The 21,017-nt window shown below is 62.2% G+C and carries 19 protein-coding genes and 1 tRNA gene; 13 read left to right on the top strand and 7 right to left on the bottom strand.

Annotated elements, in window-relative coordinates:
- Positions 1–12: 12 nt before the first annotated feature.
- Together SPHS8_RS02365 and SPHS8_RS02360 are read right to left on the bottom strand one after the other, a co-directional pair.
- Complete coding sequence (locus tag SPHS8_RS02365; protein ID WP_097091416.1) at positions 13–945, bottom strand: alpha-E domain-containing protein; 933 nt, start codon at positions 943–945, stop codon at positions 13–15.
- Between the two features lie 148 nt (positions 946–1,093).
- The gene (locus tag SPHS8_RS02360; protein ID WP_201513719.1) at positions 1,094–2,503 is read right to left on the bottom strand and encodes a circularly permuted type 2 ATP-grasp protein; all 1,410 of its coding nucleotides are present in this window, start codon (positions 2,501–2,503) and stop codon (positions 1,094–1,096) included.
- A 235-nt stretch (positions 2,504–2,738) separates the two neighbouring features.
- Here SPHS8_RS02360 and SPHS8_RS02355 point away from each other — a divergent pair.
- Positions 2,739–2,815: transfer RNA gene (locus tag SPHS8_RS02355), tRNA-Met, on the top strand.
- Between the two features lie 29 nt (positions 2,816–2,844).
- Here the strand turns inward: SPHS8_RS02355 and SPHS8_RS02350 are convergent.
- The 3 genes from SPHS8_RS02350 to SPHS8_RS02340 form a co-directional block, all read right to left on the bottom strand.
- Positions 2,845–2,991 carry a hypothetical protein gene (locus SPHS8_RS02350; RefSeq protein ID WP_201513718.1) on the bottom strand — a complete coding sequence of 49 codons (147 nt, stop codon included), beginning with the start codon at positions 2,989–2,991 and terminating at the stop codon, positions 2,845–2,847.
- A 171-nt stretch (positions 2,992–3,162) separates the two neighbouring features.
- Positions 3,163–3,687 carry a PilZ domain-containing protein gene (locus SPHS8_RS02345; RefSeq protein ID WP_201513717.1) on the bottom strand — a complete coding sequence of 175 codons (525 nt, stop codon included), beginning with the start codon at positions 3,685–3,687 and terminating at the stop codon, positions 3,163–3,165.
- Positions 3,688–3,786: 99 nt separating this feature from the next.
- Positions 3,787–5,685 carry a potassium transporter Kup gene (locus tag SPHS8_RS02340; protein WP_201513716.1) on the bottom strand — a complete coding sequence of 633 codons (1,899 nt, stop codon included), beginning with the start codon at positions 5,683–5,685 and terminating at the stop codon, positions 3,787–3,789.
- A gap of 188 nt (positions 5,686–5,873) precedes the next feature.
- Between SPHS8_RS02340 and SPHS8_RS02335 the strand changes: the two genes are divergently transcribed.
- The 4 genes from SPHS8_RS02335 to SPHS8_RS02320 all read left to right on the top strand — a co-directional run bounded on the left by SPHS8_RS02335 (position 5,874) and on the right by SPHS8_RS02320 (position 10,331).
- Positions 5,874–7,100: an NAD(P)/FAD-dependent oxidoreductase gene (locus tag SPHS8_RS02335; RefSeq protein ID WP_097091398.1), complete on the top strand. Its 1,227-nt coding sequence runs from the start codon at positions 5,874–5,876 to the stop codon at positions 7,098–7,100.
- A gap of 137 nt (positions 7,101–7,237) precedes the next feature.
- Complete coding sequence (locus SPHS8_RS02330) at positions 7,238–7,918, top strand: GIN domain-containing protein (protein WP_236574936.1); 681 nt, start codon at positions 7,238–7,240, stop codon at positions 7,916–7,918.
- 288 nt (positions 7,919–8,206) lie between these two features.
- Positions 8,207–9,481 (top strand): ammonium transporter, encoded by a 1,275-nt coding sequence (locus tag SPHS8_RS02325; protein ID WP_201513714.1) that lies wholly within the window; start codon positions 8,207–8,209, stop codon positions 9,479–9,481.
- A 4-nt stretch (positions 9,482–9,485) separates the two neighbouring features.
- Positions 9,486–10,331, top strand: a complete 846-nt coding sequence (locus SPHS8_RS02320) for a glycosyltransferase family 2 protein (RefSeq protein WP_201514844.1) — start codon at positions 9,486–9,488, stop codon at positions 10,329–10,331.
- Here the strand turns inward: SPHS8_RS02320 and SPHS8_RS02315 are convergent.
- A complete protein-coding gene (locus SPHS8_RS02315) occupies positions 10,328–11,659 on the bottom strand; it encodes an MFS transporter (protein ID WP_201513713.1) in 1,332 nt (443 codons plus the stop codon). The two genes, SPHS8_RS02320 and SPHS8_RS02315, sit on opposite strands and share 4 nt — an antisense overlap.
- 166 nt (positions 11,660–11,825) lie before the next feature.
- Between SPHS8_RS02315 and cyoA the strand changes: the two genes are divergently transcribed.
- The 8 genes from cyoA (at position 11,826) to SPHS8_RS02275 (ending at position 20,117) form a co-directional block, all read left to right on the top strand.
- Positions 11,826–12,977, top strand: coding sequence for a ubiquinol oxidase subunit II (cyoA, locus tag SPHS8_RS02310; protein ID WP_097092750.1), 1,152 nt, complete (start codon positions 11,826–11,828; stop codon positions 12,975–12,977).
- Positions 12,978–13,151: 174 nt separating this feature from the next.
- Positions 13,152–15,170, top strand: coding sequence for a cytochrome o ubiquinol oxidase subunit I (gene cyoB, locus SPHS8_RS02305; protein ID WP_201513712.1), 2,019 nt, complete (start codon positions 13,152–13,154; stop codon positions 15,168–15,170).
- Between the two features lie 4 nt (positions 15,171–15,174).
- On the top strand, positions 15,175–15,819 hold the full coding sequence (gene cyoC / locus SPHS8_RS02300; protein ID WP_097091392.1) for a cytochrome o ubiquinol oxidase subunit III: 645 nt from the start codon (positions 15,175–15,177) through the stop codon (positions 15,817–15,819).
- A complete protein-coding gene (cyoD, locus tag SPHS8_RS02295; protein ID WP_201513711.1) occupies positions 15,816–16,208 on the top strand; it encodes a cytochrome o ubiquinol oxidase subunit IV in 393 nt (130 codons plus the stop codon). Before cyoC ends, cyoD begins: the two co-directional genes overlap by 4 nt.
- Before the next feature lie 50 nt (positions 16,209–16,258).
- Positions 16,259–16,921: an SURF1 family protein gene (locus SPHS8_RS02290; RefSeq protein ID WP_201514843.1), complete on the top strand. Its 663-nt coding sequence runs from the start codon at positions 16,259–16,261 to the stop codon at positions 16,919–16,921.
- A complete protein-coding gene (locus SPHS8_RS02285) occupies positions 16,918–18,234 on the top strand; it encodes an ATP-binding protein (protein WP_236574935.1) in 1,317 nt (438 codons plus the stop codon). The genes SPHS8_RS02290 and SPHS8_RS02285 overlap by 4 nt, the downstream gene beginning before the upstream one ends.
- Complete coding sequence (locus SPHS8_RS02280) at positions 18,234–18,767, top strand: response regulator transcription factor (RefSeq protein WP_201514842.1); 534 nt, start codon at positions 18,234–18,236, stop codon at positions 18,765–18,767. The genes SPHS8_RS02285 and SPHS8_RS02280 overlap by 1 nt, the downstream gene beginning before the upstream one ends.
- Positions 18,768–19,154: 387 nt before the next feature.
- Positions 19,155–20,117: a hypothetical protein gene (locus SPHS8_RS02275; RefSeq protein WP_236574934.1), complete on the top strand. Its 963-nt coding sequence runs from the start codon at positions 19,155–19,157 to the stop codon at positions 20,115–20,117.
- Here SPHS8_RS02275 and SPHS8_RS02270 read toward each other — a convergent pair.
- Positions 20,114–20,953 carry a DNA adenine methylase gene (locus SPHS8_RS02270; RefSeq protein WP_201514841.1) on the bottom strand — a complete coding sequence of 280 codons (840 nt, stop codon included), beginning with the start codon at positions 20,951–20,953 and terminating at the stop codon, positions 20,114–20,116. The genes SPHS8_RS02275 and SPHS8_RS02270 overlap by 4 nt on opposite strands.
- Positions 20,954–21,017 lie beyond the last annotated feature (64 nt).

Raw genomic sequence — 21,017 nt, 5'->3', positions numbered from 1 at the left:
TGCGGCGCTCCTTCATCCGAAATGATAGGTCTGGGCGATCTCCGCGCCCAGTTGATTGGTCATCTTCAACCCGCCCTGCACCGTCTCGTGCAGGCCAACGCGGAAAATCTCTCCACTGTCCAGCTGCTCCAGATGATCCACCATCTGTCGCACCGTCTCATGACACGTGCCCCGCCCATTGTGCCAGCCCGCCAGCCGGTTGAGCCGATAGGCAAGCTGGTCGTAGCAATAGGCGACGCTGCGCGGGAAAAGGCGGTTCAGCATCAGGAAATCGGTGATCTGCCAAGGCGTATAGGTGCCCCCATAAACATGATGATAGGCCCGCGCGCCGGACAAGGCATAGAGCACCGACGTCCATTGATAATGGTCGCGATTGCCGCCGATCACCTCGGTTTCCGGCAGCAGCACATAATATTTGACGTCCAGCAGCCGCAGGGTCATCTGCGCCCGTTCCAGCGCTGACCCCGCCCGCAGGAAGTCATGCCCTTCATTGCGCAACTGCCCTGAATGCGCCGCGCCCCGGAAGGTCATGACACGTGTCTTCACCCAGTCGATCAGGGCGGGTAGCTGCTGACGCGCCTCACCCACATCATAGCTGTCGAGCTTGCGCCACCCTTCGTTCAGCGCCTCCCACATGTCCTGGGTCAGCATGGTGCGCGCCGATTTCGCATTGGCCCGCGCCCGCAGCAGGCAGGACCGGATCGAACTGGAATTGTTGAGGTCCAGCATCAGATAGGCGACCGCATCGCTCTCCGTCACCTGAACGCCTTCAGGGAACTGGCCCTCGACCCCCGTCGCCCGCACCACCGATCGCCACTCGTCCCTGTGGTGCGCCCCGGGCAGGATCGCCATGCGCTGCCCCATGGTCAACAGCCGCGCCGTAGCCTCGGCCCGCTCCATATAGCGCGCCATCCAGTAGAGATTTTCAGCTGTGCGGCTCAGCATGGGCGCGACCTCCCCCGCCGCGCGATGCCATCCCTCGCCGTCATCCCAGCGAAAGCTGGGATCTCAGGCGAAAGCGCGCTGCATAGCCTCACGAGATCCCAGCTGCCGCTGGGATGGCGATGACTGCGAAAGGCGCTGGCAACCCTCATCAATCCTGCAATACCCATGTATCCTTCACCCCGCCCCCCTGACTGGAGTTCACGACCAGCGATCCTTCCGTCAGCGCCACGCGCGTAAGCCCCCCGGGCACCAACCGGATCTGCTTGCCCACGAGGCAATAGGGCCGGAAATCAGCATGCCGCCCGACCACGGAAGCGGGGCCAAGTGTCGGCACGGTGGACAGATCAAGCGTCGGCTGCGCAATGAACTCACCCGGATTGGCCCTGATCCGATCAGCATAGGCCGCGATTTCCGCACTGGTGGATTTAGGCCCGATCAGCATCCCATAGCCGCCCGATCCATGCACCTCCTTTGCCACCAGTTCGTGCAGATGCTCCAGCACATAGGCGCATTCATCGGGCTTCCCGCACTGCCATGTCTGTATATTGTCCAGGATCGGCTGTTCACCCAGGTAAAATCGGATCATTTCGGGCACATAGATATAGACCGCCTTGTCGTCCGCGATCCCTGCACCCGGCGCCGATGCCAGCGTCACCCCGCCATTGCGATACACGTTGAAGATGCCTGGAATGCCGAGCAGGCTGTCCGGCCGGAACACCAGCGGATCGATATATTCGTCATCGATCCGGCGATAGATGACGTCGACTTGGCGGGGGCCAAGCGTCGTCTTCATCCACACCCGATCCTCATCGACGAACAGGTCGGCGGGCTCCACCAGTTCGATGCCCATCAGGTCAGCAAGGAAGCTATGCTCATAATAAGCGCTGTTGAGCGACCCGGGCGTCAACAGCACGACAACGGGATCGCCCTTGCATGCTGGCGGCGCGACTTCCTTCAGGCTCTTCAGCAACTCGGCTGGGTAATCATCGACCGGCGCCACCAGCCCCTGCGCGAAAAGCTCAGGGAACATGCGCGTCATGATCTCGCGATTTTCCAGCATGTAGGACACGCCCGAGGGGGTGCGGCAATTATCCTCCAGCACCTCGAACCGGGAAGGGCCGGTGCGCACGATATCGATCCCGACGATATGGCTGTACACTTTCCCTGGCGGCGTAAAGTTTGCCATTTCAGCGAGATAAGCGCTGTTCTGGTAGATGATCTTGGCGGGCATGATTCCGGCCTTCACGATCTCGCCGCGATGATAGACGTCATGCAGGAAAGCATTGAGCGCCCGCGCCCGCTGCCGGATTCCCCGGTCCAGCACCCGCCATTCCTGCGCGGTGAAGATGCGCGGCAGCAGGTCGAACGGGATCAGCCGTTCCGGATCGCCACCCTCGCCATAGACCGCAAAAGTGATCCCGATCCGCCTGAAAATCGCTTCCGCCTCATCCAGTCGCCTGTTGAGGCCCGCAATGCCTGTCCGCTCCACCCAATTCTGCACCTCGGCATAGCAAGGCCGTATCGAACCATCCGGCTCAAACATTTCATGGAAGGGCAAAGCGTCGATCCTCCCTCGGGCCCAGCCCGGTTGTGCATTGCAACATTAGTGCAACGTGCCCGAACGATTGCAAGCGCAAAAAGACCCACGGCAATGCACCCACACAGATTTTTCCTGGGCACGCTTCATCGTCACGAACAGAAATTGCGCATCCCGCGCCAAACCCCGTTGACCCCAATAGCGGCTCTGCTTATAGCGCGCCCACCGCAGGGGCCACGCCCCGCGCAGCCCATGGGGCGGAGTAGCTCAGCTGGTTAGAGCAGCGGAATCATAATCCGCGTGTCGGGGGTTCAAGTCCCTCCTCCGCTACCATTTTCAGCTTCAGCAGAGAATTGGCAGCATCAGCTGATCGCATTAGCGGCCAGCTTCTTGTAGAACGTCACCCAGGCTTCATGCACCTTCCGGATGTCCGGACTGTCTGCGCGCGACGCCAGATGTTGATTACGCTCCGCCAACTGTTGGAAGCGCGCCTGCTCATTTACATTCATGGTTTACGAATAGTTCCCGTCCGCATTTGAAGCGCGGGAAAGCCTGGGCACGGGAAAAAGTTCAATGAAAAGAAGGTTAACGCCGTAACCAGCCAGCCGCGTGAGGCAAATGGCGCAAGGAGCGCGCGCTTTGCATCGCTCCGCCCCTAGCTGGCATGCGCGGTCAGAATATTAGAGGTGGCTTTGCACCTGCGAAAACGGGTGAGAGAGCAACTGGTAGACCTCGGTAGCGGCAAATCCCGCCGCGCTCAGGGCGAGGACGAGGAATATGCCGTACTGGAATGCGGCTGACCAACGGCGGCTATTTTCGAGTTGACGCGCGATCTGCGCGTCAGCCTCCATTCTCGACTGTGAACGCCGCTCGTAGGCAGAGCCAGGATCATTTGCCGATTTGGGTCGCGACGCAAGGCGCGGCTCGTTGATTATGGCGGCGACGTCTAGCCTGCCCTGCGCCTGAATGCCGAAAAATCGCTCTTTCCGCCAGACCACGCGCCCCACGATCGTCTGCTTTCCGCGCCTGATCTCGACATAGGTGCCGCGGTTCGGGGCATCATCACATGCCAGCAGTGCACCGCCGGACGACAGATTGTGGATGACCACCTCTGTCCAGCTTGGGCCAGTGTTCATCCGTGCCGGGATCAACACCGGCTGGCGCGCCTCGCGAGGCTTATACCCGATTTGTAATGACTTGAGCACCCGACAGCCTCTTTTAGCCCGATGCCTGATAAGCGAATATAGTGAACAGAAATCTAACGATAAAAAGGCACGTCCCGAGACTTCAATCCTGGCCGCCTCTCAAATCTCCAGCTGCGACCCTAGTTCGACCACGCGGTTCGTCGGCAGCTTGAAGAAGGCCATGGGGCTTTCCGCGTTGCGCACCATCCACGCGAACAGCCGCTCGCGCCAGATCGCCATGCCGGGCCGGGACGAGGGCACCAGCGTCTCCCTGCTGAGGAAATAGCTGGTATCGGCAACGCCGATCGGTCCCCCGCAGTCGCGCACCGCTTTCATCGCGGCGGGAACATCGACATTTTCCATGAAGCCGTGGCGCAGGATCAGGCGATAAAAGCCCGCGCCATGATCTTCCGCGCTCGTGCGTCCGTCATAGGGCAGATGCGGGACATCTTCGGTCCGCACCGTCAAGATGATGTTGCGCTCATGCAGGATGCGGTTGTGCTTCACGTTGTGCAGCAGCGCGGGCGGAACACCTTCGGTCGTTGAGGACAGGAATATTGCTGTCCCCGGCACCCGCTTCAACGACGCGCCTGCCGATTTGATGAAAAGCTCCAGGTCCATGGCGTCTTCGCGCAGATAGCGCCGCATGATCCGCCGTCCCGTCGCCCAGGTCGTCAGCACCAGAAACGATACGCCCGCCACCAGCAGCGGGAACCATCCTCCATCCGGGATCTTCGTGGCGTTCGACAGGAAATAGGCGCCATCGACGATCAGGAACAGCCCGATGACCAGACCGGCCGCCACGGGGTTCCAACGCCACACGCTGAACGTCAATACCGCCATCATGCAGGTGGTGATGACCATGGTGCCCGTCACAGCGATGCCATAGGCAGCCGCCAGATTGCTAGAACTGCCAAAGCCCAGCACCAGCATGATGACCAGCACCAGCAGCGTCCAGTTGATGAGCGGCATATAGATCTGCCCGGCCGCCGACGCGCTGGTGTGTAATATCCGCAGGCGGGGCAGGAAGCCGAGCTGCACCGCCTGCCGCGTTACCGAGAAAGCGCCCGATATGACCGCCTGGCTTGCGATCACGGTCGCCATCGTCGCCAATATCACTAGCGGCAACCTCGCCCATTCGGGCGCCAGCAGGAAGAAAGGATTTTGCGCCGCCGCAGGCTCGTCGATGAGCAGCGCCCCCTGCCCCAGATAATTGAGCATCAGGCACGGGAAAGCGGCGTAAAGCCAGGCGACACTGATCGCCCTGCGCCCGAAATGGCCCATGTCGGCATAAAGCGCCTCCGCCCCCGTCACCGCCAGTACGACGGAGCCCAAGGCCAGGAATGCAAGCTTGGGATCGATGAGGAAGAAGTGCAGCGCCCACCACGGATTGACGATCGCCACGATCTCCGGGTGCCGCAATATATTGGCGGCGCCCAGCACGGCGAGCGCAAGGAAATAGACCACCATGATCGGCCCGAACAGCGCGCCGACTCGCGCCGTCCCGATGCTCTGGATCACGAACAGCGCGATCAGGATCACGATCGCGATCGGCAGCACCAGCGGCGTCAGCCCCGCTTCCACGACCGTCAGCCCCTCGACAGCCGACAGCACCGACACCGCCGGGGTGATGATCGCGTCGCCGTAAAATAGCGCTGTCGCCAGCACGCCCAATGCCGCGATCGTCGGCGTCCAGCGCGTCTCGCCCATCCGCCGCCCGATCAAAGCCAGCAGCGCCATGCTGCCGCCCTCGCCATTATTGTCGGCGCGCAGGATGATGAACACATATTTGACCGTGACGACCAACATCATGGTCCAGAAGATCAGGGACAGCACGCCATAGATATGGACCGGATCGACCGCCAGCGGATGGTGGCCGACGAAGCTCTCCTTCAGCGCGTAGAGCGGCGAGGTTCCGATGTCGCCGAACACCACCCCCAAGGCCCCGAGCGCGAGCCCGGATAGCGGACCATGCGCCGTTTGGCCCTCCGCCCTTACCGGAAAGTCCTTGTCAGCCATAAGGAAGAAACCCCCAAATCTGGCGAGCGCCTATGCCACAACCTGGGATGGCAACGCCATGGGGGACATAGGGCCGCCAACATATATAATTTGGCCCTTCGCGCCCCAAAAAGCCTTGGGCACCCCTTGTCAGCCCGGGGAAAGCGCGCCAAGGACGGCAGCAACTTGGACTGAGGGGATGCTGGCTGATGAGCCATTATGACGTTCTGATCGTAGGCGCGGGCCATGCAGGCGCGCAGGCGGCGATTTCGCTTCGTCAACTCGGCTTTGAGGGGTCCGTCGCCATGATCGGGGACGAAAAATACCCGCCCTATGAACGCCCGCCCCTGTCGAAGGAATATTTTGCCGGGGACAAGAGCTTCGACCGCATCCTCATCCGCCCCGCCGCCTTCTGGGAAGAGCGCAAGGTCGACATGCTTCTCGGCCGCCGGGTAAAGACGATCGATCCGCAAGCGCAGACGGTCACCGCCGGCAATGAGCAGATCGGTTATGGCAAGCTCATCTGGTGCACCGGCGGCAGTCCGCGCATGCTGACGTGCAACGGGGCCGACGCGCCCAACGTGCATGCCGTCCGCCGCCGCGACGATGTCGACGCGATGATGGCGAAGATGGACCAGATCGACCATGTCGTCGTGATCGGCGGCGGCTATATCGGCCTCGAAGCAGCCGCCGTCCTCACGAAGTTCGGCAAGAAGGTCGTGCTCTTGGAAGCGCTGGACCGCGTCCTTGCCCGCGTCGCCGGGGAAGAACTGTCCCGCTTCTACGAAGCCGAACATCGCGCCCATGGCGTGGACCTTCGCACCGGCGCGAAGATGGATTGCATCGAGGTGCAGGACGGAAAGGCGACCGCCGTTCTCATGCAGGATGGTGAGCGTGTCGAAACCGACATGGTGATCGTCGGGATCGGCATCGTGCCCGAAACGGGCCCGCTGATCGCGGCAGGCGCGGCGGGCGGCAACGGCGTCGATGTCGATGAATATTGCCGCACCAGCCTGCCCAACATCTATGCCGTTGGCGACTGCGCCTCGCACGCCAACCGCTTCGCGCGCGGCGCGCAGCTTCGCCTCGAGTCGGTGCAGAACGCCAACGACCAGGCAAAGACCGCCGTCGCTCACATCATGGGCAAGGAAGAAGCCTATGACGCTGTCCCCTGGTTCTGGTCCAACCAATATGATCTGAAGCTTCAGACCGTCGGCCTTTCCATCGGCCATGACCAGACCATCCTGCGTGGCGATCCGGCTACCCGCAGCTTCTCGGTCCTGTATCTGAAGGCGGGCAAGCTCATCGCCCTCGACTGCGTGAATGCCGTCAAGGACTATGTGCAGGGCCGCGCCCACATCCTGTCGGGCGCCGTTCTCGACCAGGCGCAACTGGCCGACTCCTCGGTCCCGCTGAAGGAAGTAGGCCTCGCCTGACGAGGTCTGGCCTTGGCAGTCCGGCGGACGTGACCGTCAAAGGCCGTCCAGGAAGATGGCGCCATCAACCTTGTGGAAAGCGTTTCGCGGCTAAAGGCGGCACCATGCCAGGTCCACCGCGAAATCCCTTACGTCTCATGATCACAGCCGCTTGGCTGCTGCTGCCTTTGCAGGCCGTGGCTGCGACTCGCGGCTATACCATCACCAGCTTCGACGCGATCCGGGTGGACGCGCCCGTGGAAGTGATCATCACCACCGGTGCTGGCGCGTCGGCCAAGGTCGATGGCGACCAGTCGCTGATAGAACGGCTGCACATCGATGTGTCGGGACGGCTGCTGACGATCAGGATGGATCGCGCCCGGCCTGGCGAAAAGAGCGGCGGCCGCGCCACCGTGCGGCTCTCGACCGGCATGCTTGAAAGGCTGGTGCTGACCGGCGGAGGCTCCATCTCGGTCAGCAGGATGAAGGGCTTGCGCGGAGAGATCGTGCTTGGCGGCAACGGCGACGTCAATGTCGCGGCGGTGGACGTCGATCAACTCAGCCTTGGCCTCGCTGGCGCAGGCCGCGCGACGCTGGCGGGGCGGGCGGCTGTCGCGGCGGTACGTGTGAATGGTCCCGGCGCAGTCGCTGCCGAGGGCCTGCGCGTTCGCCAGGCGACCGTCAGCAATGACGGCCCCGGCAACGTTGCGCTGACCGCCGATGTCACCGCCAAAATCTCCGCATCCGGGTCAGGCGACGTCATGATCGCTGGCAAGGCCGCCTGCCAGGTCGAAAATCGCGGCACGGCCCGCATCACTTGCGGCGGCGAAGCCTACTAGGCGCGGCGGCGTCTTGACCCGGCACTTTCGCGGATCCTCACCTTCCCGCCACCCCCCGTTCGCACATGCCACCCAACTCCGTTCGCCCTGAGCCTGTCGAAGGGCTACTTCCTCTAAAAATGGGCTTTAAGAATGGGCCTGGACAAGCTCAGCCCGAGCAAAGCTTGAGTAATCCGGATAAACACAGCTCCTCAGCCGCCCCCAAAAAATCACGCTCCCATCAAGCTTATCAAAGTCTTTACCGCCACAGCATAAACAATTCGGCACCTGATATTGCCGGATCGTCCCATGTTCGCTCGCGCCCTCCTCCTCTTCCTCTTCATGGCCTCGCCGCAAACGGCCGAAGCCCAGGTTGCGGTGGCCGTAGCGGACAGCGGGGACACCGCCTGGATGATCCTCTGCGCCATACTCATATTGATCGCTGGACTGCCCGGCCTGCTGTTGCGCCACGCGGGCCTCGTCAACGTCCGCAGCGCGCTCTCGGCAAGCACCCAGATACTCATCGTCGCCGCAGGCGCATCACTCGCCTGGGCGATCGCCGGATATAGCCTCAGCTTCGCCCCCGGCAGCACATGGCTCGGCGGCGGAGCCAACCTCCTGCTCGCCAATCTCGGGACGCTGAAAGAGGGGCTTACCGTTCCGGAATCCGCCTTCGTCCTGTTCCAGATGGCGCTGGCACTGTTTGCCGTCTGCCTTCTCCCCGGCGCCACCGCCGGACGCGCGCGCTTCGGCTGGACGGCGGCGCTTGCCCCGCTCTGGCTGCTCATCGTCTATGCTCCGCTGGTCCATGGCATCTGGGGCGGCGGATGGCTCGCAAGGCTCGGCGTGATCGATTTCTCCGGCAGCCTTGTCATTCACATGAGCGCAGGCTTTTCTGCACTGGCGCTCTCCCTGATCCTCGGCCGCCAACCCCGGCAGGCTGCAACGAACCACGCGCCTGTTCTCAGCCTCGCGGGTGGGGCGCTGATCTGGATCGGTTGGGCCGGGCTCTCCGGCGGCTGGGCCCTCGGCGCGACCGACAACGCCGCCACCGCCATCCTCAACACGCATTTCGCCGCCTGCGCGGGCGCACTTGCATGGGCCTTGTCGGATCGGGCGGCTAGCGGCCGTATCAGCGCCACCGGGATCATGTCCGGCGCCATCGCTGGCCTCGCCGCCATCTCCGCCTCTGCGGCCCTGTCCGGCCCGGGCGGCGCAATGCTGATCGGCCTTGCCGCTGCCCTTCTCTGCCGCATTGCCAAGGCGGCGTTCGGACGCGGCGTCTATGATCCGGCCGCTGTCTTCCTGCTCCATGGGCTCGGGGGCCTGATCGGTGCCTTGTTGCTCCCGCTCTTCGTTCAGCCCTTTCTGGGCGGCGTCGGGTTCGAAGCCGATGTCAGCCTCTCCACAGCCGTGCTCAGCCAGTTTGCGGGCGTCATAGCCGTCGCGCTCTGGTCAATGGCTGGAACCACCATCGTCGCGCTGATGCTATCGGCCGCGCTGCCGATGCGCCTTAGCGGCGAGGAAGCGGCAGAGGGCCTTGATCAGGCAGATCATGGCCAGCAGGGTTGGGACTTCCGCTGACATCATGGCTATTGCCGTCGGCATCTTCGCCCATCAGGAAGAACGGCGGATCGGCACATGTCTTGCCTCGCTCCCGCTGGATCGGGCGTACACCGTCTATCATGTCCTCGTAAACGGCTCGACCGACGCCACGGCTGTGCGCGCTCGGGAAGAAGCGGCAGGGCGAGCCAATATCCATGTCCATGACATCGCTCGGGGCGGCAAGTCGCGGACCTGGAACCACCTCATCCATGATCTGCTCGACGGAAACGACGAAGCCGTCATCCTCCTGGATGGCGACGCCCAGATCGCATCCGGCTCCATCGACGCATTGGCGCGGGCTGTAGGGCAGGAAGGCGTCAATGCAGCAGCGGGCATGCCGCTCAACGGCCGCATGGCTGCGCATTACCGCCATCTTCTGACCACGGACGGAGGCCTGTTTGGCGATCTCTATGCGCTTTCACGCCAATTCGTGAACCGCATCCGCGACCGCGGCTTGCGACTGCCCAATGATCTGATCGGTGACGATGGCCTCGTCGCGGCCTGGGCTCATACCGACCTTCAAACCGACGCCGCCTGGCAGCGTGACCGCGTCTTCGCTTGTGAAGATGCAGGCTTTCTCTGCGAACCGGTGCGCCTCACCAACCCATCAAGCTGGCGCATGCAATATCGGCGAATGACCAACTATTCGCTGCGCTTCTTCCAGAACCGCATCGTCTCGGACATCATGGGCCGTGAAGGGCCAGATGGCCTGCCGCGCGAACTGCGCAGCCTCTACGCCGCATGGCTCCCCCGCCTCGCCCCCCGCTCTGGCCCAACCGGCTGGTTCGACCGTAAGGCACTAGAGCGGATGCGGCAGGCGGCAGCTTAGCGGTCCTTGCCTGCCAGCTCCTTGTTGATGAACAACGCCAGCCCCGTCACAACCGCGCCGGAGAAAAGATAAGCGCCCGACGCCGCCAGCCCGAACGTGACCGACAGCGCCAGCGCCACCAGCGGCGCAAAGCCAGCGCCCACCAGCCATGCAAGGTCCGAAGTCAGCGCCGACCCGGTATAGCGCGTCGCCGTCGAGAAATTGGAGGCGACCACGCCCGAAGACTGCCCGAAGCTCAATCCCAGCAGCATGAACCCCAGGATCATGAACGCGATCTCCGCCAACTCACCGCCGTTCAGAAGCAGCGGCGCGGCGATGCTGAATATCCCGATGCCCGCCGCCGACCATGCCAGCAGCTTGCGCCGTCCGACCATGTCCGCGACGAATCCCGAAACGATGATCGCCAGCACGCCAACGCTTGCGCCGATCGCCTCGATCACCAGGAAGCGCTCCAGCGGCTGCTTCGTGTAAAGCGCGATCCACGATAGCGGGAACACCGACACCATGTGGAACAGCGCAAAACTCGCCAGCGGAGCGAAGGCGCCGATCACGATGTTCCGCCCGTCCGTCCGCACCGTCTCCAGCACGGGCGAAGGCTGCAACTCCCGCGCTTCGAACAGCCGCTCGAACTCATGCGTCACCACGATCCGCAACCGCGCGAACAGCGCCACCACGTTGATCGCGAACGCCACGAAGAAGGGATAGCGCCACCCCCACGCCAGGAAATCCGCGTCCGACAGAACCGACAGGAAGAAAGCGAACAGCCCGCTAGCCACCAGCAGCGCCAGCGGCGCGCCCAGCTGCGGCATCATCGCGTACCAGCCACGCTTGTTCTGCGGCGCATTCAATGACAGCAGCGAGGCAAGCCCGTCCCATGTCCCGCCGAGCGCCACGCCCTGCCCGGCCCGGAATACCGCGAGCAGCACCGCCGACCATATGCCGATCGTGTCATAGCCCGGCAGGAAAGCGATGAACGCCGTCGATCCGCCGAGCAGGAACAGCGCGATGGTGAGCTTCACGCCCCGCCCATAAGCCCTGTCCACCGCCATGAAGATGAACGACCCGATCGGCCGCGTCACGAATGCCAGCGCAAAGATGGCGAAGGACCAGAGCGTCCCCTCCAACGGGCTCAAATAGGGAAAGACCAGCGCCGGAAACACGATGCACGACGCGATCGCATAGACGAAGAAGTCGAAAAATTCCGACGTCCGCCCGATGATCACGCCGATCGCGATTTCGCCCGGCGCGACCTTGTGATCTCGCGCGGTGACGAGGCGTGCGTCGCGCTCCATCTGCGTGGAGGATGGCGTGGTGGTCGCGGCGTTCATCGGTCGGGGCAAGCCTTCATGCTGCGGGAACGATCCATGCCCAACATCGTTGCAGCATAGCGAATCGCCCCGGTGGTCGAAAGGCCATTGCCCTATTTTGCGCCTGCGAGGGGATAGGACAAAAGGTCCAATGTCGATCGCCACGCCACCCCCTTATGCGGGCATCATGACCGCACGTCCTCGCCTCCTTTCCCGAGCTTTTCCGCGCCGACTCGCGCCCTTGCTGCTGCTGCCGCTCGGAGCGTGCAACTGGGTGGTCATGTCGCCTGCGGGCGATGTCGCAGTGCAGCAGCGCGATCTGATCATCATCTCCACGCTGCTCATGCTGCTCATAATCCTGCCGGTGATGGCCACCACCATCTGGTTCGCGTGGCGCTACCGGGAAAAGGCGCAGGCGAAGGATTATGATCCCGACTGGGATCATTCGACCAGCCTTGAGCTGCTGATCTGGTCGGCTCCGCTGCTGATCATCATCGCGCTCGGCGCCATCACCTGGACCAGCACGCACCTGCTCGATCCCTACCGCCCGATCGAACGCATCGATCATGAGCGCAAGGTCGATCCCGCCGCCAAGCGGCTCCAGGTCGAAGTGGTCGCGCTCGATTGGAAATGGCTGTTTATCTATCCTGAACTCGGCATCGCCACGGTGAACGAACTCGCCGCGCCCGTCGATCAGCCGATCGAGTTCAAGATCACCTCCGCGACGCTCATGAACAGCTTCTTCGTGCCCGCCCTCGCGGGACAAATCTACGCCATGCCCGGCATGCAGACGGTGCTTCACGCCGTCGCCAACAAACCGGGCAATTTCGAAGGCTTCTCCGCCAACTATTCCGGCGCGGGCTTCTCCAACATGCGCTTCCGCTTCAAGGCGATGGACCAGGCCGGGTTCGACAAGTGGGTCGCGCAGGTGAAGTCCAGCAACGCGAAGCTCGACCGCGCCACCTATGTGAAGCTGGAACAGCCCAGCGAAAAGGTGCCGCCCATGTATTTCGCAGGCGTCGAGCCCAAGCTGTTCCACGCCGCAGTCAACATGTGCGCCCAGCCCGGCAAGCGCTGCATGGATGAGGTCATGATGACCGACATGCACGGCGGCGCGGGCAAGGAATCGGCGCATGACACCGAAGGGCTGCGTCATGACGGCACGATCGACGTGGGCGGCTACCATCCGGTGGAGCCTGGCAAGAAGGGCGAGATCGCCCAGCCTTCCGGCATGACGCCAGCCGCACAGCGCACGCCTGCCGAACGAGGCAACCAAGCGCCCGGACAGAAGGATGCCGATGGGCATGCGGGCGGTCATCATGGGCATGAGGGAATGTGAACGCCATGCCTTCTCCATCCCACCGTCATCCTGAACTTGTTTCAGGATCCATTATTCCCCACGCGACTCCATTCTCGAAGGCGCAATGGATGCTGAAACAAGTTCAGCATGACGAAATATGCGGGGTGTCGCGCACCTCCCTTCCCCACCCATTCCCACCAAGGCCCTGACCCCATGTCCCCTCATCCCGCATCCGAAAATAGCGGCATCTGGAAACTGATCTTCGGTCGCCTCGACTGGAGCGCAGTGCCGGTCCATGAACCGATCGTCATGGGCACCTTCGTCGCTGTCGTGATCGGCGGCGTCGCGATCCTTGGCATCGTCACCAAATATCGCCTGTGGGGCTGGCTGTGGCGCGACTGGTTCACCACCGTCGATCACAAGCGCATCGGCATCATGTACATGATCCTCGGCCTCATCATGTTCCTGCGCGGTTTCGCCGACGCCATCATGATGCGCCTGCAACAGGCATGGGCGTTCAACGGGTCCGAAGGCTATCTGAACGCGCATCATTATGATCAGATCTTCACGGCGCACGGCGTCATCATGATCTTCTTCGTCGCAATGCCGATGATCACCGGGATCATGAACTATATGGTCCCGCTGCAAATCGGCGCCCGCGACGTCAGCTTCCCCTTCCTCAATAATTTCAGCTTCTGGATGACGACGGCGGGCGCTGTCATCACCATGATGTCGCTGTTCGTGGGTGAATTCGCGCGCACCGGCTGGCTCGCCTATCCGCCGCTGTCGGGTATCGCCTACAGTCCAGGGGTCGGCGTCGATTATTATATCTGGGGCCTTCAGATAGCAGGCATCGGCACGCTGTTATCGGGCGTCAACCTGATCGCGACCATCGTGAAGATGCGCGCGCCGGGCATGTCGATGATGAAGCTCCCGATCTTCGTCTGGACCTCGCTCTGCTCCAACATCCTGATCGTCGCCGCCTTCCCGGTGCTGACCGCCGTTCTCGCGCTGCTCAGCCTCGACCGCTATGTCGGCACGGCCTTCTTCACCAACGACATGGGCGGCAATCCCATGATGTATGTGAACCTCATCTGGATCTGGGGCCATCCGGAGGTCTACATCCTCATCCTGCCGCTGTTCGGCGTGTTCAGCGAAGTCACCTCGACCTTCTCGTCGAAGCGCCTCTTCGGCTATTCCTCGATGGTCTATGCGACGGTTGTCATCGCTATCTTGAGCTATCTCGTCTGGCTGCACCACTTCTTCACCATGGGCTCCGGCGCCAGCGTCAACAGCTTCTTCGGCATCACGACGATGGTCATTTCCATCCCGACCGGGGCCAAGCTCTTCAACTGGCTGTTCACCATGTATCGCGGCCGCATCCGGTTTGAACTGCCGATGATGTGGACGGTCGCCTTCATGCTGACCTTCGTGGTCGGCGGCATGACCGGCGTGCTGCTCGCGGTGCCACCTGCCGACTTCGTCCTGCACAACTCGCTGTTCCTGATCGCGCACTTCCACAATGTGATCATCGGCGGCGTGCTGTTCGGCCTGTTCGCGGCAATCAACTATTGGTGGCCAAAGGCGTTCGGCTTCAAGCTGGAGACCAAGTGGGGCAAGCGCAGCTTCTGGCTGTGGGTCGTCGGGTTCTGGGTGGCCTTCATGCCGCTCTATGTCCTGGGCCTGATGGGCGTCACCCGCCGCATGCGCGTGTTCGATGATCCAAGCTTGCAGATCTGGTTCCAGATCGCCGCGCTTGGCGCCGTCATGATCGCGGCCGGCATCGCCTGCATGTTCATCCAGTTCGCCGTCAGCATCATGAACCGTGACAAGCTGCGCGACACCACTGGCGATCCCTGGGATGGCCGGACGCTCGAATGGGCGACCAGCTCGCCGCCGCCGGACTATAACTTCGCCTTCACCCCCGTCATCCATGACGGCGATGCATGGGCGGACATGAAGAAGCGCGGCTACCAGCGTCCTGTCTCCGGCTTTGAACCGATCCACATGCCCAGCAACACGGGCACCGGCGTCATCCTTGCTGGGCTCTCCGTGGCCTTCGGCGTCGGCATGATCTGGTACATGTGGTGGCTCGCGGGCTTGAGCTTCATCGGCATCCTCGCCGTCGCGATCGGCCACACCTTCAACTACAAGCGCGACTTCTACATCCCCAAGGATGTGGTCGAAAGCACAGAGGGCGAGCGCACGCGCAGTCTCGCGATGCAGGGCTAACACCATGGCAAGCGCACCTACCGTAGACGCCGCTTTCCTCGACAAGGACGGCAATCCGCTCTTCCACCTGGAACATGAGCCTCATCATCCGGAAGGGTCCAGCACCATGCTGGGCTTCTGGATCTACCTGATGAGCGACTGCCTCATCTTCGCCTGCCTATTCGCGACCTATGCGGTCCTCGGCGGCAATTATGCGGCGGGTCCAGGCCCCAAGGATCTGTTCGACCTGCCGCTGGTGGCCCTCAACACAGCGATGCTGCTCTTCTCGTCCATCACCTATGGCTTTGCCATGCTGGCGATGGAAAAGAACCGGGTGGCTGCTACGCAGGGCTGGCTGGCCATCACCGGACTGTTCGGCCTCGCCTTCCTCGGCATCGAGCTCTACGAATTCGCCCACCTCATCCATGAAGGCGCGACCCCGATGCGGTCGGGCTTCCTGTCGGCCTTCTTCGCGCTGGTCGGCACGCACGGCCTGCACGTCACCTTCGGCATTATCTGGCTGGTGACGCTGATGGCGCAGGTCGCGAAAAAGGGCCTGATCCCCGCCAACCAGCGCCGCCTGATGTGCCTCAGCATGTTCTGGCACTTCCTCGACGTCGTCTGGATCGGCGTCTTCACCTTCGTCTATCTCATGGGGATGCTGCGATGAGCGCGCACGGCCACAGCCATCACGACGATCATCATGGGCAGGCGCCTGCCCATGGCACCTTCGGCAGCTACATGATCGGGTTCGGCCTGTCGGTCATCCTGACGGCCATCCCCTTCTGGCTCGTCATGACCGGGGCGCTGGGCGATCCGCAACTGACCGCCTTCACCATCATGGGCTTTGCGGTCGTTCAGATCCTGGTCCACATGATCTACTTCCTGCACATGAACACCCGGTCGGAAGGCGGCTGGACGATGCTGGCGCTGATCTTCACGATCGTGCTGGTCGTCATCACGCTCGCCGGCTCCATCTGGGTCATGTATCACCTCAATCACAATATGATGCCGCAGATGCAGGATATGAGCGTGCATGACATGAGCCAGATGCCGTGACAGACCATCCGCCCCGCCGTGGCTCGGCGGGGTTCCTGATCCTGTTCTCGATGGCCGCGCTTCTTGCGGTCGCGGGGCTGGTCAGCTTGGGGCTTTGGCAAGTGAATCGCCTCGCGTGGAAGCGCGACCTGATCCAACAGGTCGAAAGCCGCGTCCATGCAGCGCCCGTCCCGGCTCCTCCTTCGGCCAGCGGCGATGACGCCTATCGCCGCGTGATCGTGACCGGCCGGTTCCTGCACGGCCGCGCAACTCTGGTGCAGGCATCGACCGCGCGCGGCGCAGGCTTTTGGGTTTTGACCCCGCTCGTCACGGATCGCGGCTTCACCCTGCTCGTCAACCGCGGCTTCGTGCCGCCGGAGGCACGCGCCCGCTTTTCCAGGCCCGGCGGGCAAGTCCGCGTAACCGGGCTGATGCGGCTTAGCGAGCCGGGCGGCGGCTTCCTGCGCTCCAACGATCCTGCCGCAAACCGCTGGTATTCGCGCGATGTGGCGGCCATTGCCCGCGCGCGTCAGCTTCGCCCGCCGGTCGCCAATTATTTCATCGACGCCGAACGCAGCGGTTCTCCGGCATCGCTACCTGTGGGCGGCCTTACCGTCCTCACCTTCCCCAACAGCCATCTTTCCTACGCCCTTACATGGTTCGCGCTGGCGGCGATGGCGGCTGGCGCGTACATCTTCGTCATGCGCCAGTTATGGAAGGAAAGACGGTCTTGAAAGGGTGGCTGTCCACCGGCGCCCGCCTGCTCCCCGGCCAATGGCCCGCGGATGCCGCCGGGCGCAAGAATATGGCGCTACTCGCCCAGCTGCGCTGGATCGCCATAGCGGGGCAAGTCGCCACCATCCTTTTCGTGCATTGGGCCATGGGCATCCGCTTGCCCGTTGCCGCCATGCTGCTCGTCGCCTCGATCGCGGCGGCCGTCAATATCGCGACCTTCGCCACGCTGCGCCGCCGGACCGATGTGGCCCGTGCAGAGCTGTTCCTGGCGCTCGTCTTCGACGTGCTGTTGCTCACCACCCAGCTGTATCTCAGCGGCGGCGCGACCAATCCCTTCATCGCGCTCTACCTTCTCCAGGTGGCGCTGGGCGCGGTGCTGCTCGATCGCTGGAGCATCTGGGGCATCGTCCTCCTGTCCCTGCTCTGCGCCGCGATGCTGTCTCTCGTCTATCGGCCGCTGGATCTTACCGATGCGCTGGAGGGGCGGCTCTTCGATCTGCATATCCTCGGGACCTGGATCTGCCTCGCCATGATCGCGGTGCTGCTGGTCCTTTTCATGAGTCGCATGACCCGCAACCTTCAGGCGCGCGAGGCCTATCTCGCCCAATTGCGCCAGCAAGCCGCTGAGGAAGAACATATCGTCCGCATGGGCCTCCTCGCATCCGGCGCCGCCCATGAACTCGGCACCCCCCTCTCCCAGCTCGCCGTCGTGCTGGGCGACTGGCGCCACATGCCCGAAATCACCGCCCACCCTTCCCTTCTCGAAGAGGTCGGCGAAATGCAGACCGCCGTCCAACGCTGCAAACAGATATTGACAGGCATTCTCATTTCCTCAGGAGAAGCCCGGGGCGAAGCTCCAAAAGTCACGCCAATTCGCGACTTCCTTCTTGAAATCGCCCAAAGCTGGCGCTCCGCCAACCCCGGAATTCCACTCCGCTGCGATTTCGGGCCCCACGATTATCCCCGAATAATAGCCGATCCCGTCATTCGCCAAGCCATCACAAATCTGCTCGACAACGCCCGAGAAGCTGGCGCCACCTACATCGATCTTCTGGTCGGACGCGACAGCACATCGCTCAACATCGCCGTCCGTGACAATGGCAGGGGCTTCAGCGAACAGATGCTCGCCGACTTCGGCAAGCCCTACCGTTCAAGCAAGGGGAAGCAAGGCAGCGGCCTTGGCCTCTTCCTGGTCGTGAACGTGGTGCGTAAACTCGGCGGCAATGTATCCGCCAGCAACGGCGCGGACGGCGGCGCACTTGTCCTGCTCCGCCTTCCATTAAGCACCGTCGGATTGGAGGAGTCACGATGATGGCAGACGACCGGCTGCTCATCCTGGTCGAAGACGACGAGGCTTTTGCAAAGACCCTCAAGCGGTCCTTCGAACGGCGCGGCTACCAGGTCCTGACCGCCGACAGCCACGCAGCGCTCGTGACGCTGCTCGAACAGCATCAGCCTCAATTTGCGGTAGTCGATTTAAAGCTCGGCGCAGAATCCGGCCTCGTCTGCGTCCAGACGCTCCACGCCCATGATCCCGAGACGCTGATCGTCGTCCTCACTGGTTTTGCCAGCATCGCCACAGCCGTCGAAGCGATCAAGCTCGGCGCGTCCCACTATCTCGCCAAGCCTTCGAATACCGATGACATCGAAGCGGCATTCGCCCGCTCCTCTGGCGATCCATCAACGCCCCTCGCCCCGCGTCCGACATCGATCAAGACGCTTGAGTGGGAACATATCCATGAAGTGCTGAAGGACAGCGACTTCAACATATCCGAAGCGGCCCGCCGCCTCGGCATGCATCGCCGCACCCTGGCGCGAAAGCTCGCCAAGCGGCAGGTTGGCTGATGTGGGAGAGCGTGGAGCGGGTGAAGGGAACCAGCCACAAACATAAGTTCCTTACGGCCACGCGATAGCCGGGCGTTGAAGGGATTTCTTGGCCGGCCATAGCGCTCGAAAGATACGGCAGAGACAGCCAGCTAGGGCAGTGTGGCGTATAAGACCAGGATATCAGTCGACCGCATTATCGAGCAGAAACAAAGTGCTTCGGGCTAAGGAATATGACCTATTCGACTTTACAGCGCCGCTCAGCATCATCACACGCTTCGGCCTCATGATGGATGGCGAGGCGCTGTGAAGAAATCTTCTCTCAAAGATCTAAGGCTAACATCCGAGCCAGTGGGGGTGGTGGGGCACCTTGGTGAGTTGTACGTCCACCGCGCAAATGTCAGCACCATGGCGGCGACAGCTAAGGCGGAAGCTGAGAAGGAGTCGAGTTCAGAAAATCTTGTGACCGCCCTTATTGCGGCTTTGACGCGCAAAGCAGATCAAGCACCACTTTCATTAGCCGACGTGGCCGCTCTCACACCTGCCGATCGCCAGCATCTGGTCCGCGCAATCATCAGGCACAACCAGGACTGGTTCGACGCTCCGGACGAGAGCGGATCCAAAGGTTGCGAGCGTCTTGAAGGTGAAAGTGATGAAGACTTGTTGGCCCGAGCATGGCGCGCGCACGTCGAGAGCTTTCGGCAAAAGCTGACAGGCATGCTCGGCCGGACCACCGAGCGGATGAGAGTCAAGCTTTCACCTAGTTTAGCTGCCAACATCGGGTCATCCCAACGCCTCTCCGAACTTCTTAGGAATATCGCTGCTCAGCCACATGAGCATGCCATTGGACCAGTTCCTGAACCGCTGAAACTACCAGATATTCCTCTGCACCCGGCGCTTAAAACAAACGACATTTTGGCTGACGTGGCCGAAAAAATTGAGCAAATGCGCGATGTAGCGACGGCTACAGCGGAGATGCAGCGCAGCTTGAACGACCTTGCTTCGGAGGCCGTGGCGGACTTCAGCGCCGGGGCAGAAGATACGAGAAAAGCAACACAGAACGGACTTAAAATCGCAGGGGCATCTCTTTTCGTTTCGATTATCGCCCTAATCGTATCGATCTACTTGGGCTACAAACAAAATACCGAGAGCGCCGAGCGGGATAAAGCCGCAGCGCAGCAACTAGATCGCTTGATTGCGTCAGAAAAGGCGCTCGCCGGGGGGATGGGCGGGCTAACGGCCGAAATGAGGCATATTCGGACAAAAGCGACTGCCGAAACCATCACCTCATCGAAGGATCTGAACAGCAGCGGAAGAAAACCTGCCGCTGCTGCCAAATCCCCATCGCTGCAAGGAAAGCCTGGGCGTTAGGGAATAAGCCGCTCGATCGGGACCATTCGGCTATTCGAAATGATGAGTTCACGCGCCTCTACCGGCGACCCATTGCCGACCGTGTATTGCAAATCGACTGCTGCCATAGCGAAGTCGGCGAACGCCTCGCGGATCTCCGGCACATCATTGATGCTCATGAGGAACTGACCCTCGATCCCGCGTAGCTGCTCCGCCATCGCGGCGAACTCAGCCCGATCGAACATGCCCGCGCCATAGTCGCCCTCGCTGCCGTGATATGGCGGATCGAGGTAGAAGAGCATATCGGGCCGGTCATACCGGCGAACGAAGTCCGACCAGGGCAGCCGTTCGATCGTCACGCCCGCGAGTCGCTCGTGCAGCTGCTCCAGCATGGGCTGGAGCTTTGTCACATCGAACCCGCCGGAGTTGGCCGCATCGACACCGAAGCTGCGGCCCGCGACCTTTCCCCCGAACGCGAGGCGCTGGAGGTAGAGGAACCGCGCGGCCCGCTCCAGATCCGTCTGGGTTGACGGGTCGACGCGCATCAGCCGCTCGAAATTGCTCCGCGTGGTGAGTTGGTACCGCAGCATATCAAGGAAGGCGACGTAGTGGCGCTGCAGGATGCGAAAGAACGTCGCCACATCCTCCGACCAGTCATTGACATACTCAGCGCGCGGGCGGCGCCCTCGCTTCAGGAAGACGCCGCCCATGCCCATGAACACTTCGCCATAGGATTGGTGCGGCACGAGATCGATGGCGCGCGTGATGCGCTTCCACAGCCGCCGCTTGCCTCCGATGTAAGCTGCGACAGGCGACACGGGCGCGACGAAATCATCAAAAAGCGGACTCGACTCCATCATGTTTGTTCCATATCTGTTCACCCCTCCCAAGCGCTGGGAGGCGGGATGAAACCGGCAGGCC

This window comes from Sphingobium sp. S6 (assembly GCF_905120495.1).
In the GTDB taxonomy this organism is placed as follows: Bacteria; Pseudomonadota; Alphaproteobacteria; order Sphingomonadales; family Sphingomonadaceae; genus Sphingobium; species Sphingobium agri.
Note: the sequence above shows the minus strand (reverse complement) of the source record. Positions and strands in the feature narration are given on the sequence as shown.

Coding starts and splice junctions, on each gene's coding strand:
- SPHS8_RS02365 (WP_097091416.1), bottom strand. CDS start 945: ATGCTGAGCCGCACAGCTGAAAATCTCTACTGGATGGCGCGCTATATG.
- SPHS8_RS02350 (WP_201513718.1), bottom strand. CDS start 2,991: ATGAATGTAAATGAGCAGGCGCGCTTCCAACAGTTGGCGGAGCGTAAT.
- SPHS8_RS02340 (WP_201513716.1), bottom strand. CDS start 5,685: ATGGCTGACAAGGACTTTCCGGTAAGGGCGGAGGGCCAAACGGCGCAT.
- SPHS8_RS02335 (WP_097091398.1), top strand. CDS start 5,874: ATGAGCCATTATGACGTTCTGATCGTAGGCGCGGGCCATGCAGGCGCG.
- SPHS8_RS02330 (WP_236574936.1), top strand. CDS start 7,238: ATGATCACAGCCGCTTGGCTGCTGCTGCCTTTGCAGGCCGTGGCTGCG.
- SPHS8_RS02325 (WP_201513714.1), top strand. CDS start 8,207: ATGTTCGCTCGCGCCCTCCTCCTCTTCCTCTTCATGGCCTCGCCGCAA.
- SPHS8_RS02320 (WP_201514844.1), top strand. CDS start 9,486: ATGGCTATTGCCGTCGGCATCTTCGCCCATCAGGAAGAACGGCGGATC.
- SPHS8_RS02315 (WP_201513713.1), bottom strand. CDS start 11,659: ATGAACGCCGCGACCACCACGCCATCCTCCACGCAGATGGAGCGCGAC.
- cyoA (WP_097092750.1), top strand. CDS start 11,826: ATGACCGCACGTCCTCGCCTCCTTTCCCGAGCTTTTCCGCGCCGACTC.
- cyoB (WP_201513712.1), top strand. CDS start 13,152: ATGTCCCCTCATCCCGCATCCGAAAATAGCGGCATCTGGAAACTGATC.
- cyoC (WP_097091392.1), top strand. CDS start 15,175: ATGGCAAGCGCACCTACCGTAGACGCCGCTTTCCTCGACAAGGACGGC.
- cyoD (WP_201513711.1), top strand. CDS start 15,816: ATGAGCGCGCACGGCCACAGCCATCACGACGATCATCATGGGCAGGCG.
- SPHS8_RS02290 (WP_201514843.1), top strand. CDS start 16,259: ATGGCCGCGCTTCTTGCGGTCGCGGGGCTGGTCAGCTTGGGGCTTTGG.
- SPHS8_RS02280 (WP_201514842.1), top strand. CDS start 18,234: ATGGCAGACGACCGGCTGCTCATCCTGGTCGAAGACGACGAGGCTTTT.
- SPHS8_RS02275 (WP_236574934.1), top strand. CDS start 19,155: ATGGCGGCGACAGCTAAGGCGGAAGCTGAGAAGGAGTCGAGTTCAGAA.
- SPHS8_RS02270 (WP_201514841.1), bottom strand. CDS start 20,953: ATGGAGTCGAGTCCGCTTTTTGATGATTTCGTCGCGCCCGTGTCGCCT.